This is a genomic window from Paenibacillus sp. FSL W7-1279, assembly GCF_037969845.1.
In the GTDB taxonomy this organism is placed as follows: domain Bacteria; phylum Bacillota; class Bacilli; order Paenibacillales; family Paenibacillaceae; genus Paenibacillus_AQ.
Genome location: NZ_CP150215.1, coordinates 1,063,085 through 1,078,214 on the forward strand (window position 1 = coordinate 1,063,085; position 15,130 = coordinate 1,078,214).

10 protein-coding genes are annotated in these 15,130 nt (G+C 51.4%); all 10 read left to right on the top strand.

The genetic code is table 11. The annotated features are described in order from the left end of the window. Positions 1-29: 29 nt before the first annotated feature. The 10 genes from MKY82_RS04570 to MKY82_RS04615 all read left to right on the top strand — a co-directional run bounded on the left by MKY82_RS04570 (position 30) and on the right by MKY82_RS04615 (position 15,066). Entirely contained in the window at positions 30-1,205 is a 1,176-nt protein-coding gene (locus MKY82_RS04570) for an NAD(P)/FAD-dependent oxidoreductase (protein WP_071220853.1), read from the top strand. A gap of 313 nt (positions 1,206-1,518) precedes the next feature. After that, on the top strand, positions 1,519-3,297 hold the full coding sequence (locus MKY82_RS04575) for a sensor histidine kinase (RefSeq protein ID WP_113059338.1): 1,779 nt from the start codon (positions 1,519-1,521) through the stop codon (positions 3,295-3,297). After that, the gene (locus MKY82_RS04580; protein WP_339295572.1) at positions 3,272-4,825 is read left to right on the top strand and encodes a response regulator; all 1,554 of its coding nucleotides are present in this window, start codon (positions 3,272-3,274) and stop codon (positions 4,823-4,825) included. The genes MKY82_RS04575 and MKY82_RS04580 overlap by 26 nt, the downstream gene beginning before the upstream one ends. A gap of 140 nt (positions 4,826-4,965) precedes the next feature. Further along, entirely contained in the window at positions 4,966-6,288 is a 1,323-nt protein-coding gene (locus MKY82_RS04585; RefSeq protein ID WP_071220850.1) for a sugar ABC transporter substrate-binding protein, read from the top strand. Between the two features lie 30 nt (positions 6,289-6,318). Then, complete coding sequence (locus MKY82_RS04590; protein WP_339295573.1) at positions 6,319-7,269, top strand: sugar ABC transporter permease; 951 nt, start codon at positions 6,319-6,321, stop codon at positions 7,267-7,269. Between the two features lie 31 nt (positions 7,270-7,300). After that, positions 7,301-8,134 carry a carbohydrate ABC transporter permease gene (locus tag MKY82_RS04595; protein WP_100540217.1) on the top strand — a complete coding sequence of 278 codons (834 nt, stop codon included), beginning with the start codon at positions 7,301-7,303 and terminating at the stop codon, positions 8,132-8,134. Positions 8,135-8,322: 188 nt separating this feature from the next. Then, positions 8,323-9,870, top strand: a complete 1,548-nt coding sequence (locus MKY82_RS04600) for a helix-turn-helix domain-containing protein (RefSeq protein ID WP_339295574.1) — start codon at positions 8,323-8,325, stop codon at positions 9,868-9,870. Positions 9,871-9,887: 17 nt separating this feature from the next. Next, positions 9,888-11,732, top strand: a complete 1,845-nt coding sequence (locus tag MKY82_RS04605; protein WP_339295575.1) for a sensor histidine kinase — start codon at positions 9,888-9,890, stop codon at positions 11,730-11,732. Beyond that, on the top strand, positions 11,704-13,236 hold the full coding sequence (locus tag MKY82_RS04610) for a response regulator (RefSeq protein WP_339295576.1): 1,533 nt from the start codon (positions 11,704-11,706) through the stop codon (positions 13,234-13,236). Before MKY82_RS04605 ends, MKY82_RS04610 begins: the two co-directional genes overlap by 29 nt. Positions 13,237-13,362: 126 nt before the next feature. Then, positions 13,363-15,066, top strand: a complete 1,704-nt coding sequence (locus MKY82_RS04615; protein WP_145040907.1) for an extracellular solute-binding protein — start codon at positions 13,363-13,365, stop codon at positions 15,064-15,066. Positions 15,067-15,130 lie beyond the last annotated feature (64 nt).

A 15,130-nucleotide genomic window follows, 5' to 3' on the forward strand; every position in this document is an offset into this window, starting at 1 on the left:
CATAATCATACGAAGAACGGAGGATGGTCATGTCTAAACATATTTTAATTTTGGGCGGAGGCTATGGCGGCTTGCTTAGTGCGCTTTCTGCACGCGAGCATTTTGGTGCTGCTGCAAAAATCACGCTGATCAACCGTTTCCCAACCCATCAGATCATTACGGAATTGCACCGTCTGGCAGCAGGCAACATCGCAGAGAAAGCAGTAGCTTTGCCGCTCGACAAGCTTCTGCGCGGCGCGAACGTTGACCTGCGCATCGGCAACGTTAAGGAAATCAAGCCGGATGAGCGTTCGGTTTCCCTCGATGACGGCGGAAACTTCACCTATGATGCCCTGGTTATCGCACTGGGCAGCGAAACGGCATTCTTCGGCATTCCGGGACTGCAAGAGAACAGCTTCATTCTGAAGTCCGTGAACGATGCTAATCGTCTGCGTGCTCATGTGGAGTCCCGTATTGCGGAATACAGCAAAACGAAAAACAAAGCGGACGCTACCATCGTGGTTGGCGGCGGCGGCTTGACAGGCGTTGAGCTTGTTGGTGAATATGCTGATATGAGAAGCGAGCTGGCTCGCAAATACGGTATCGACCCACAAGAAATCACCCTTTATTGTGTTGAAGCAGCTCCTTCGATTCTGCCGGGATTCCCTGCTGAATTGGTTGACCGCGCGACAACAAGCCTGCAGAAACGCGGCGTGAACTTCCTGACCGGATTGCCGATTACCAAAATGGACGGTACAACCGTTGAACTGAAAGACGGCAGCACGATCGAAACCAGCACATTGGTATGGACTGGCGGCGTACAGGGCAACTCCGTTGTGGCTAACTGCGGCATCGAAGTCAATCGCGGACGTGCGGTTGTTAACGAATTCCTGCAATCCGCATCTCACCCTGATGTATACGTTGCAGGCGACAGCGCGGTGGTTATGGGACCTGAAGGTCGTCCATACCCGCCAACGGCACAGCTTGCATGGCAAATGGGCGAGCTGATCGGCTACAACATCTTCGCTCAATTGAACGGCGGCGCACCAGCTTCGTTCACACCGGTATTCTCCGGTACGCTCGGCAGCTTGGGACGTAAAGATGCCATCGGTACCATTGGCGCTAACAAGACCCAATTGAAAGGTCTGCCTGCAACCTTGATGAAAGAAGCAAGTAACATGCGTTACCTGTCTCACATCAACGGTTTGTTTACACTGGCTTACTAAGCCTAGAAGGCGGCATTATATCCACATATAAAGAGATGGACCCGAGATTTTCGGGTCCATCTCTTTTTTTATTTGCGCAGCCCAAACATAAGCAGATGGACTTAGGGACATCGACATGAAAACATAATACGATGATTACACCCGGGAGCGAGGGATACAGCAGGACCTTCATGGTGCTCCGGAGCGGGATGTTAGAGAAGGAGGTAAGGGAAAGGCAGAAGGTGAAAAGGAAGAAGAAAGAAGGTCAAACAGTTATGTAAGCGCTATCGTAAAAGGTTCGCAGTTTTCATTTTATGAAACGGAGGGAGTTTGTATGCGGGGATATCATCGTCTTCATTCCATTGTCACTCAACTGTTTTTGTTTTTTTTCATCGGCACAACACTCCCGGTTCTCATTATGGGGTTCCTGTCGTATAACAAATCGGCCTCGATCGTGGAGGAACAGGTCAGTAAAGTGGCTTCCCTCACCATCACCCAAGTCAGTGACAAGCTGAACATGTTCTTCAAGAAGCTGGACGACTCCTCGATGATGGTGCTGAACAGCAAGGTGGTTCACGGCATACTAGAGGATCAGAATATCAGTAAGTATGACCTGACCTTGAAGGTGAAGGAGGGGAAGGACCTGCTGACCTCCATCATGATTAACTCGCCGGAGATATTGGACGTGTACGTGTTTGACGTGCAGCGGAACAATTCGGTCCTCAGTGCCGATTCCTTGATGTCCATCCCGGACCAGTGGGATTCTCCATGGTATCGATCGATTCTGGAGGCGAACGGACAGGCGGTATGGTTCGGCTTGTCGGATACCTCCTACCTGAAGCAAACGGGAATGGGATTTCCGGTCTTCGGACTAGGTCGGGCGATTCGGAGCTGGGATACAGGGGAGATTGTCGGAGTCATGTTTATCGAGATTATGGGGGATGTCCTGATCGATGAATTAAACCACGTCCAGTTCGGGGACACGGGGTATATGTACGTGGCCAATGACGAGAATCGTTACTTCTATCATCCGGATCCTTCGATGTACGGGAGGCAGTCCCGGATCAAGCTGCCCTCGGATTTGACGGAATATAACTTAAACAACAACAAAACGCTGATGATCCCCTCGCGCCTGAACAACGGCTGGCATGTGGTAGGCATGGTGCCGCTGAAGGAACTAACGGCCGATTCCGCCAGCATCCGGAGTTTCACGGTCTGGATTGTATTCGGATCGATTCTGGCAGCGATCGGCATGGGTTATTTCATGACGCGGAGAATCGGCAATCCGCTCGTTCACCTGAGCCGCTTGATGCGCAGAAGCGAGGCAGGCGATTTATCGGTCCGCAGCAAGAATGTAGGACCCAGCGAGATTGGTCAGCTGGGCAGAAGCTTCAACAAAATGATAGAGCAGATCGACCTCCTAATCCGGCGCATCGCCGCGGAGGAGTCCGAGAAGAAAAAAGCCGAAATCCGCGCGCTGCGGTATCAGATCAATCCCCATTTTCTCTACAATACACTGAACTCGATCCGCTGGATGGCCAAGCTGAACCGGACGAATGACGTGGATCAATCGGTTACGGCCCTTGTTCATCTGCTGGAGGGGAGCCTGGAGCGCAATGGGGTGTTCATACGCCTTGGCGATGAACTGGAGCTGCTTCGCAAATATATGATCATTCAGAATTACCGCTATGACCACCAAATCGAGTTAAGGATCGATTGCCCTGAGGAGATGGAGGGCCTTTATGTTCCCCGGATGCTGCTGCAGCCGATCGTGGAGAATGCGATCTTTCACGGAATTGCCCCGCTTGATGAAAGGGGCGTCATTCAGATCCGGATAACATCGCAGCAGCAGGATGTCATGGTGCGGATCGAGGACAATGGAATCGGCATTAAGCCTGAACGAATAAAAGGACTGCTGTCCTATGAGCAGGATCACTCCAAGCATGGCATGACCCATATCGGCCTGCGTCATGTTCACCAAACGGTTCAGCTGTATTACGGCAGCAGATATGGGGTATGGGTGGAAAGCCCGGAAGACGGAGGAACGCGGGTCACAATCACGTTTGCGAGACAAAGGGGGGACGATTATGTACAGAGTGCTGCTCGTGGATGACGAAGCGATCGCGCGTACGGGGCTGCGCTCGACCTTCGACTGGGAGAAATACGGTTACCGGCTTGTGGGCGAGGCTTCGAATGGACAGCGGGCCATGAAGTGGATCGTAAACGGGGATTTGGACATTCTGATCACGGATATCGCGATGCCGGTCATGGACGGGTTGGAACTGACCCGTCGGACAAGGGAGCTTTGTCCTTGGGTAAAGGTACTGCTGCTCAGCTGTCATAGCGATTTCGAATACGTGCGCGAAGGCATCAGGCTTGGTGCTTCCGATTACATTCTCAAGCCGACGCTCGATGCGGACTCTCTGGGTGCCGTGCTTGATCACATGCGTCTGAAGCTGGAAGAGGAGAAGCAGATGCAGCGGATTCTGACCGAGCATGAGCAGCAGCAGCGGCTGAATAAGAAGAAGGCCGCCGAGAAAATGTTCTTTCAGGCCCTTTCCGGAGAGCCGGGCGCAATCGCCGGCCTGGAAGCACGAAATCATAACGGCGATTATATGCTGGCCGTGCTCCAGCTTGATTCTGATCCAGGGGCTGGCACGGCCGGGGGGCAGCACAAGGATTGGCATGACGAGATCGAGCGATTAATGGAACAGCTATATGACCAGGTACCGGAGGCGCTGGCCGTTCGGCTGGAGACGGACCGGATCGCTGTGTGCTTGCCGTTAGGGGACGAAACAAATCGGCAGGTTTTAGAGCACGAAGCGGCTATCCGTCTGCCGATCCGATGCACCATGGGGCTCAGCAGGAGATATAACGGCATGGATAAGCTGCAGGAAGCGTTTCGAGAAGCTAGCGAGAGCCTGGAGGGCCTCTTCTTCCATCGAGATCAACAGATTCTTCGGGCAGAGGAGCTCCCTCTTACCGATGCCGATTTGGTCCAGAAGACGTCTGCTTCCGAGATGCATGCCCTAAGAGCTGCCCTGGCGGTTGGAAACATGGTCAAAACCGAAGAGCGGCTGCAGTCGGTCATGCAGCGCTGGCAGCCTGGACGGATGAAGAAGCAGGAGGTCCTCCGGGAAGCAGAGGAACTTCTGAGCTTGCTTGCTATGTTTCATCTTCCCGGCGGCCCGCCGCTTCCGCAGATCGGGGAAGTGGGCAAGCTTCGTTCGGTGGAGGAAGTGAAGGAGCTGGTGCTCCAAGGCTTCCATACCTTGCGTGAGGAGGCTATGCGGCACCCTTTACCGGAATCCACGCTGCATGAGCGGATCGTGCTGCAGGCCGTTCAATATATTAAGGCGCGCTTTGCCGAGCCGATCTCCTTGCAGGAGGTGGCGGACGAAGTGGCCGTAAGCCGCAACTATTTTAGCGAAATGTTTAAGCGCGTCACCGGACACAACTTCATTGACTATGTGATTGATCTGCGGCTGAAACGGGCCAAGGAGCTGCTCTCCACCACATCGCTGCGCGTGTATGAGGTGGCGGATCGCTCCGGATTCAATGACGTGAAATACTTCAGCAAACTGTTCAAGAAGATGGTAGGCATGACGCCCGCGGAATACCAGGGACAGCATCGAAAATAATGGGAATTTCATAGGATCGGAAAAGAATCCACTTTTTCGGAACAAAATCCGTTCAAAAGCTTTTTGTCAAAATTTTATAATTAAAGCGTTTACAAGAGCTTGCCAGCGAGTCCAAATATGGTTTGAATGGAGGAAATGAAATGACAAGGAAACAGGTGAGAGGGTCATTGCTTGCAATCATTCTTCTACTATCATCCATACTCCAAGCGTGTGGAGGCGGTGGAACATCAGAAGGTGGGGAGTCCGGAAGCGGTGAGAAGGTCAAGATCAAATGGGCGACCTGGGGAAATCCCGGCGAGCTTACCCGCTTTCAGGAGCTCACGAAGGACTTTAATAAGAAGCACTCGGACATTGAGGTCGAATTTATTCCGATTCCGGGCGAGTATGATCAGAAAATATTAACCCAATTAACAGGAGGGACCGCCCCGGATATCTTCTATGCGGGGGACGCCCTGGTCGTGAAACTGATCGAGAATCAGAGCATTGAGAATTTAACGCCGTATATGGATGCACCGGAAAGCGTGATCAAGAAGGAGGATTATTTTGAAGGCTTGTGGGGCGCAGCCGTTCGGGACGGTCAGACCTTTGGGGTGCCGGTGGACTGTAATCCGATGGTGCTGTGGTACAACAAGAAGGTGCTGAAGGAAGCAGGGATCACCGAGATGCCGGCCGATCTTCAGGCGAACGGACAGTGGACCTGGGACAAATTCAAGGAAATGTCGGACAAGATCCGGGACAGCAAAAAGTACGGCTACGTGCTGGATAACTCCTGGAACAGCTATCACAGCTGGGTTACTTCTAATGGCGGCCGAGTATACGACGACGAAGGGAACTTCGTAGCGGCTTCGGATCCGAAGGCGATGGAGGCGTTCCGCTTCCTGTACGACAACGTGAAATCCAAAAACATTACCTTCTCCGGCACGCTTCCCAAAGGGCAGGGCGGGGATGCCATGTTTATGTCCAACCAGGTCGGATTCGTTGCTGCAGGCCGCTGGTACCTACCGCTGTTCAAGAAGAATCAAGGACTTGAATATGACGTGGTCACATGGCCAACCAATACCGGCAATAAAATCGAGCCGGCCGGTATCCCGACCGCATACATGGTGATGAACAAGGCATCGAAGAATAAGGAAGCAGCTTACACCTTCTTCTCCGAGTACGTAAGTAAAGAGGGTCAACGTTTCCGCCTGCAGGGCGGCGGCAATGCCGTTCCGTCGGTACAGGGAACGGATGAAGTGGTGCTGGAAGGCAATCTGCCGGAGCATGCCCAGTTATTCCTGGACGCGCGTGAGATCGGGTATTCCCTGACTCCGTTCGAGGCCGGCATTCCCGGGCTTAGCCAGGATATTACGTCCAAGTTCGAGGCGTTGTGGCTGAAAGATCAGGATCTGGAAAGCTCGTTGAAGGACATTCAGGATATGGCCAACAAGAAAATTCAGGATTACAAGAGCGGCAAGAATTGATCCAGCTCTGGGGAGGAACGGTGAGATGAAATGAAGACGCAGCCTGCTGGAAGCTCCGGAGCCGCTCCTTCTCCGGAGCGGATTCCGGAGAGGAGAACGACCTTAAAGAGCAAGACGTCCGACGGTTTATGGGGGTACTTTTTTATCTTTCCCCAGATGATCGGCCTGATCGCCTTTTCATTGATTCCGCTGATCTCGGCTTTTGTCATCAGCATGATGAACTGGGACGGCATGGGAGCGAAGAAGTTTATCGGTCTCCAAAATTTTGTGTCCCAGTTTCAGGATGAGGAGTTCCATATCGCTTTGGTGAACACGGTGTATTACACGATTCTGTCGGTGCCGACAGGCATCGTTCTCGCCATGCTGGTGGCGGTGGGTTTAAACCGGGTTCGCGGAAAGATTCTGTACCGGCTGATCTACTTCATGCCGAACATTACGATGTCCGTTGCCGTGGCCGTCGTGTTTATGTGGCTGTTCAACGCCGACTTCGGCCTCATTAACATGTACCTGCAGCAGTGGTTCGGGATAACGGGCCCCTCCTGGCTGACGGATTCCAGGTACGTGATGCCTTCGATTGCCCTGCTGAGCGTCTGGATGGGGCTGGGAGGCAACATGGTGCTGTTCCTGGCCGGGCTTCAGGGCATCTCGAGAAGTTATTACGAGGCGGCCGAGATTGACGGCGCCGGCAAATGGCAGCAGCTGATCCATATTACGATTCCGCTGTTATCGCCGACGACCTTTTTCGTCACGATCATGTCCATCATCGGTTCCTTTCAGGTGTTCGACCAGTCGTTTGTCATGACCTCCGGCGGACCGGCAAAAGCCAGTTATACGCTTGTCTATCACATCTACGAGACGGCCTTTGCGGACTTTACCTTTGGCAAGAGCACGGCGTCGGCGGTCATCCTGTTCGTGATGATTCTGACGCTCACCTTGTTCCAGATGAAGATGTCCAAGCGGTGGGTGCATTACGAAGACTGATGGCCGAACCTTTAGGAAGGAGGGAAAATGAATGATACATCGGGGATTGAGGATGTCCACCGTGGTGCTGCATATCGTGCTGATCCTAGGCGCCTGCATGATGGCCCTGCCGTTTGTGTGGATGGTGCTGAGCTCGCTCAAGGATTTGTCGCAAGTATTCGTCGTGCCGCCCAAGTGGATTCCGGACCCGTTCATCTGGTCCAATTATAAGGATTCGCTGACGGCGCTGCCGTTCGGGCGCGCGTATTTCAACAGTTTCTACATCAATATAATCGTCGTAGTTTCACAGCTGGTTACCTGCTCCATGGCGGCTTATGCTTTTGCCAAAATCACGTTCCCGTTCCGGGAGCCGCTGTTCATTCTGTTTCTGGCAACCATGATGGTGCCGGGACAAGTGACCATTATTCCGCTTTATTTGATCATGAAAAATATCGGATGGCTGGATACGCATCTGGCGATTATCGTCCCTTCTGCGCTGCTGAACGCCTTCGGGGTGTTTCTGCTTCGGCAGTTCTTCAGAGGCATTCCGAAGGAAATGGAAGAGGCGGCCATCGTGGACGGCGCGAATCGCTGGACGATCTACGCCCGGATCATGCTTCCTCTAATCAAACCGGCTTTATCGGCACTCGGGATTTTCACCTTTCTCGGGATGTGGAACAACTTCTTTAACCCGCTGATATTTCTCAGCAGCACGGATAAGTTTACCGTGCCGATGATGCTGAATTTGTACCGGGGCATGTATTCAACGGATTGGACGCTGATGATGGCGGGGGCCTCCATTGCGCTCGTCCCGGTTCTCATCGTGTATATCATCGGGCAGAAATATATTATTGAAGGCGTTACTTTATCCGGAATTAAGGGGTAGGCGAGCTTAAGCAGCCCGTAAGCGGAGTTCTTGTACAGGAACCCCGCTTACGGGTTATTTGTGTTCTGAACAGGATACCAATATAAAGCAGAGGAGCTGCAGTATATTCTCACAGATATACTAGTATGGTAGTATAAGGTAAAATGAGTGCGCTTACATCTAACATATCATGAAGGGGGTCGAGGGTATTGTTCAATGTACTTCTGGTGGACGATGAACCATGGGTTCTGGAAGGACTTCGAACCATGATCGATTGGAACCGGTTTGGATTTCAAATATGCGGAGAAGCCCTGAGTGCTCCGGAAGCGCTAAAGTTAATGGAACAGTTGAAGCCCGAGCTGGTGATGACGGATATCCACATGCCAGTCCTGAACGGCCTGGAATTGATTGAGCACAGCAAACGGATACTGCCTCTTCCTCCGAAATTCGTTATTCTGAGCGGATATGATGATTTTGGATACGCGCATCAAGCCATGCGCCAACGGGTCGCCGAGTATTTGCTGAAGCCGATTGATGACGAGGAGATCGAGGCTGTGCTTGCCAAGCTCAGCCATGAGATCCAGGACGAACGAGACGCTGAACGCAGCTACCGGAAGAAAGCGGGCCTTGCCGTCCATTATTTGTTGAACCGGCTCATTCGGGACGAGTTGAGCCCTGATTTGGCCGAGCAAGCCGGCAAAGCGATGCAAATCCAGGGCGAGCCGCTGCTGCAGTGCCTATTGATTGAAACAGGGATGACTGAAACGGGGGTGGATTGGATCGAATGGATGGCCGATTACGGGCCTCCGAGCTTACTGGGATGCTTCCAGGACAATAGCGGGAGCATCGGAGTGGTGCTGCATGTCGAGCATTCGACTCCGGATGAGGTTATGGAGACTGCGCTGCAGTTGCAGTCTGCTCTGGCCGGGGAGCTTGAAGGGCCGGTTATCGTGGCTTTAAGCGGCATAGGGGCAGGAATCCATGCGATCGGAAAACTTTACAGGCAAAGCTCGGAGGTGCGCGACGATAAGCGAAGCCAAGGCAGAAGCGGCGTGTTTTGTTACCAAGAGCCGAGAGGAGTTGAGCGGCTCCGGGGACTTCCCTTCGGATGGATGGACGAATTGCTTTCCGTCATTATGACGGGGGAGCATGCGTCCATCGAGTCATGCTTGGCGCGGATTTTTGCGGCCATGACCGATCATCCCCTCCACCTGAGGGCTATTCAAGCCGATGTGGCCGATCTGGAATTAAAGCTGTGTCGAAGAATCGCGGAGATGAATGGAGATCCGGATCTATTCATGGACCGGCTGCAAAGGAAGCTTGGTCATCTGAGTGATGCTTGCCATAAAGCGCCGTTGAAGAATTATATGCGGTTGCTCGCGTTTGAGGCCGCTTCGCAGCTGGAAGAGTTAAGCAAGCTTAACGAGCACAACACCATTTTTCAAGTGATTCAGTATGTCGACCGGGAGTACCGGAGCCGGCTTCAGCTTCAGGATTTGGCACGACATTTCCATATGAACGCCACCTATTTGGGGCAGCTGTTCAAGAAGCATGCTGGCAAGCCGTTCAAGGAATACCTGAATGACAAGCGGATCGAGGAGGCCAAGCTGCTGCTGAAACGGAGCGGAATGAAGGTTTCCGAGATTGCGCTCCATGTCGGGTTCCCGAACGCGGACTATTTTATCCATAAGTTTAAGTTGACAACCGGGATTCTGCCCTCGAATTACAAGAATCATGTTGAAAGCAAGCAGTGCTAAACCGGGAGGGTGCCTTCATGAAGAGAATGTTCAGGCTGGGGAATTTCGTCAACGATATTCCGTTGAAAACTAAATTTTTTCTTATTTTTGTCATTGGTGTACTGCTGCCTATTCTGGTGGTCAACCTCATCTTTATGGATCGGATGTCGGAGCTGATCCGGGAGAGAGAGGAGCAGAACCTCGATATCTCGATGGAGCGGGCTAGGAAGGATATTCATAATTTCATCGACGGCGGGGTGGCTGTAAGTCATGCGCTGAGTACGGATAAGACCCTTTACGAAATGCTCGATCGCGAGTATGAGTCCCAGTTGGACTTCTACGAAACCTTTGATGAGCAGCTCCGGAATCGGGTAACGAGCTACATACCGGTTAACAACCAGATTCAGCGGATTAGCATCTTCACCGAAAATTCCACCATTGTGTCCGGCGGCAATTATCATGTGATCAACGATAATGTGCTCGAGAGCGACTGGTATGCGTTGTGGAAGAGCTCGGCCCATCCGGTGCTGGTGGCGGCATACAGGGCTACGGAGGCAAGCAATTCGGCTTCGACGGTTCCGTATTTAAGCGTCATTGAGAAGATGGATTATTTTGATAGCTATTCCACTTATGAGAAGCTGCTTCGCATCGACATCGACCTGAGCAAGATCTATGACGTTATTGTACGGGAACGCGATTATCTGGATATGTATTTGGTGAACGAGAACAATGAGATTATTATGTCGGCCAGCAGCGGTTATGAAAGAGGGAAGTACAGCGCATATTCGAAGCTTGACCTGGAGCAATACGATGAAGAGGATCGGCATGTGTTCTCGATCGGAACGGCCAGGTACGTGAAGGGGTGGAAGCTGATCGGCATCAACCGGGGGAGCCGGATTACGAGCGCCATGCTGGATATGCAGCTGTTTACCGTTGTATTGGCAGCGGTTGTTACGCTGGTTGCGGCGGTCTTTATTACCGTTATGCTCCGGTCCTACAATTACCGGGTGAAGCGTTTGTCCCGTCATATGCAGAAGGTGAGCAACGAGAAATTCGACTTGATTGAACTGGACGAAGGCCGGGACGAAATCGGCGGACTCATCCGGAATTTCAATCAGATGACAGCGAAGATGAACTCCCTGATCAACAATGTGTACAAGCTGGAGATTCAGAAGAAAAGCCTGGAGATGGAGAGGGTACGGGCTGAATTGAACTTTTTGCAGAGCCAGATGAATCCCCATTTCCTGTTCAATACCCTGAATGCGATATTGGTCGTCTGCACGAAGAACCAATATACGGATGTGACGGATATTATCAAAAGCTTGTCCAAGCTGCTTCGCAGACTGCTGAGCTGGAGAGAGGATTTGGTCTCCGTGGAGGAGGAAATCAGATTTATCGAAATGTATCTCAAAATCGAAAAATTCCGCTTTCGGGATAAATTTGAATATCAATTCAACATCGATATGGAAGCGCTTCATTATAAAATTCCGAAAATGAGCATTCAACCGCTCGTTGAGAATGCATGCAAATATGGCCTGCAGGCGATGGATGGAGCGGGTCTGGTAACCATAAGCGCTTCGGTTGCCCGTGATTATCTTCGCATCGTCATTACGGATAGCGGTAAGGGCATTGAGCAAAGCAAGCTACGGGACATTATTCTCTCGGTCCGTAACGAGCAGTTCTCGGGCAACAGCTTCGGTATTCGAAACGTATATCGGCGGCTGGAGCTGTACTACGACGATCATGTCATTTTCAACATTGCCAGCACCCCGAATCAAGGGACAACCGTTTCATTCGAGATTCCGATCCGGCTGTTGGAGTCTCGGGATTTAGAAGGCGAAGAGGGGGAGAACCATGCCATTCAAGGTGCTGTTGATCGATGACGAACCGGGTGCGCTGGAAGGGCTGGCGCTGTGGATCGATTGGGAACGCTTGGGGTTTAGCGTCTGCGGAACCGCGGACAACGGAGTGGAAGGCTTGAAGATGATTCATGGGCTTGCGCCGGATTTGGTCATTACCGATGTAAACATGCCGCTAATGGACGGGCTTCATATGATTGAAACGTGGCAGCAGCATCACCGGGATAGCGGTGTGAAATTTGCCATCATGAGCGGCTACAGTGAATTTGAATATGCAAGGAAGGCATTGCGGCACGGCATCCATCACTACATGCTGAAGCCTATTATTGCAGAGGAAGCCGAGGAGGAGCTTGGCAAGATTCATGCAGAGCTGATGCAGGAGCATCGCAGATTAAGCCTGAGCGCGATTGCCAAGAGGGAAGAGGATGTTTCGCTGATCATGCAAACGCTCCTGGAGATGCCGCTTCGGGCTGGCGGCCTGTCGAAGCTTCAGGTTTTATCCTCCGCCTATCAAGTGTGGAACGTATGTCTGATCCAAGCAGAGCCTGCCTTGTTTCCTGACGTCCGGGAAACCGTCGTCCGCTTGTCCGCCCACGCGAATTCGGAGTATGTCATCGATCTGGAACCGAACCGGCTTGGTTTGGTGTACGGTTATTCCCCTGACAACGGGATCGTACCCTCAGGCACGATCCGCGAGCTGGTCCGCCATTATGCAGGACAGCGGCTGTTTATGGCTGTAGGAGAAGGCCAGCAGTCTCTGGTGCAGATCCGTCGCTGTTATGAGACCGCCAGGGAAGCCATCGAGCATCAATTTTACGATAAGGCGTACGGCGGGATGATTTCATATGAAGAGGTACGGGATCGGCCGTTTCATTATCGTTACCCCACGAGCCTGATGGATGATGTCGTCAGGTCCGTGGAGCTCCTTGACAAGAAGGAATACCGCGAGGCTGCCCGATTGGCTGCGTCCACGTTTGTGGAGCAGCGAATCGCGCCGGGGATCGTGAAGAAAATGGTGATCCATGTTTTGTATAAAATCATGGATTTGGTGAGGGAGGCGGAAGGTGCGGAAGCTCGAATCCTGGCAGCCAAATCCAATGCAGCTGGATTAACGGACGGGACCTTCCATCTGAACGACTTGATGGGAGAGCTGCTGCGCTTCGGGGAAGAGTGCATCGAGCTTCTTCTCAAGGAACAGGCCCGGCATTCGCAAGGCGTAATCCAGGAGATTAACGATTATATTCGGCAGCACTATCGCGAGAATCTGACCATTAAGCGATTGGCGGAGCTTTTTTATCTGCATCCCGTCTATCTCGGCCAGCTGCTGATGCGTAAGAATGGGATTGGCTTCAACGAACTCATACATAATTTGCGGATTGAGGAAGCGGCCACGCTATTGAAGCAGAACAAGCTGAAGAACAGCGAAATCGCCGAAAGGGTCGGCTACACCCACTACAACCAATTCCTTAAGCATTTCGAAAAAAGATGGGGCATGGCACCGAATGAGTTCAAGAAGAGGATGTTCTAAAGTTTTTAAGGTTAATGCTTTAATTATAGTATAGTCCGCCTTTGAAAGCGCTTTTAAAATAAAGGAAGGTTACACGAAGAGGCGTATCGACCAACGGTGTAACCACATTATGACGGAGGTGCTTTTATGGGGGGTAAGACAAAATCATGGCTTCGGCTCAGCACGGTGTTGCTGTTGTCGCTTTGCATCGTTCTTACGGGCTGCGGGGGCGGAAACGGAAATAGCGGGGCCCAGCCGGAAGCAAAGGACTCCGCAGAACAAACAACACCCGGGACGGACGGGGATAAGATCGAACCATTTGAGGTGAGTGTTTTTATCGGTCAACCCGACCAGCAACCAACACCTGACAACAAGATTTATAAATTAATCAGGGAAAAGACAGGAGCATCCTTCAAATTCGAGTTCCTGGCAGGCGATATTGACCAGAAGCTCGGCGTTATGATTGCAGGCGGCGATTATCCGGACATGATGACAGCGAATCAAAAGCTGACAGCTGCCGGTGCCTTTATCCCGCTCGAGGATTTGATTGAAGAACATGCGCCAAACTTGAAGAAGCATTATGAGAAGTACTGGAACATGATGAAAGACCCGAATGACGGTCATATTTACAATCTTCCAAATTACGGTGTAACGAATGCTGATGTTACCTCGTCTTATTATTCGGGCCCAGCCTTCTGGATTCAGAAGGACGTATTGGCAGAGGCAGGATATCCAGAGGTTAAAACCTTGGATCAATATTTTGACATCATTAAACAATACAAGGAAAAGCATCCGACCATTGACGGTACCCCGACGATCGGCTTTGAAATTCTGAACTATGACTGGAAAAACTGGGGCCTGTTCAATGCTCCTCAGCATTTGATCGGTCATCCGAATGACGGCGGTGTAGTTGTTAAAGACGGCAAGGCGGAAATTTTTGCCGATAAGGACTATGCCAAACGTTATTATAAAAAACTGAACGAAATGAATGCCCTGGGTATCATCGATAAGGAAACGTTCACCCAGAACTTTGACCAGTATATGGCGAAAATCTCCAGCGGCGCAGTTCTTGGCATGTTTGACCAGCACTGGAACTTCCAAAGCGCAGAGGACGCGCTGATTACCCAGAAGAAAGATGAAAGAACGTATGTCGGTCTTCCGCTTGTATTTGATGAAAGTATCAAGGATCATTACAAAGATCGTCCGGCTCTGAACCTCAATAACGGTTTCGGGATCACGGTCAACGCATCCGAAGAGCAGGCGATCAGAATTATCAAATTGTTGGATACGCTGATTCAAGAAGATTGGCAAAAAATCTTGTCCTGGGGGATCGAGGGGGAAGATTACATTGTCAAGGACGGCCGCTTCATGAAAACGCAAGAGCAGCGCGATCTGTTTACCGATGCAACCTGGAAGCTCGCGAATAAAGCCGATTCTTTCCACGGTCAAGCACCAAAAATGGAAGGTTTATTCTCGGACGGCAACGCTACAGACGGCGCTGCACAGCCTGAAGAAATGGTAGCCGCTTTGAGAGAGTATGACAAGAACTTCCTTGCCCAATACGGTTTCAACAGCTATGTTGACTTCTTCAGTCCAGCTCCTGAGAACGAGATTGCTTACCCGGCATGGTCTGTCGACCTGGTAGACGGATCTGAAGCGAAAATCGTGAATACGAAGCAAAATGAGTTGTCCACGAAGTACTTACCAAAAGCCATTCTTGCTAAACCGGAAGAATTCGACAGCGTCTGGGATGAGTACGTCACTGATATCCGCAAGCTCAACATCAAGGCTTACGAGGATCGGATTAATGAAGTGCTGCAATGGAGAAGAGACACTTGGTCTGTTAAGTAAAGCAGCGGAAGGTACATGAATCGGAATGGGGAAGGCTCCTTGCCTTCCTTTTTACGAAATATAG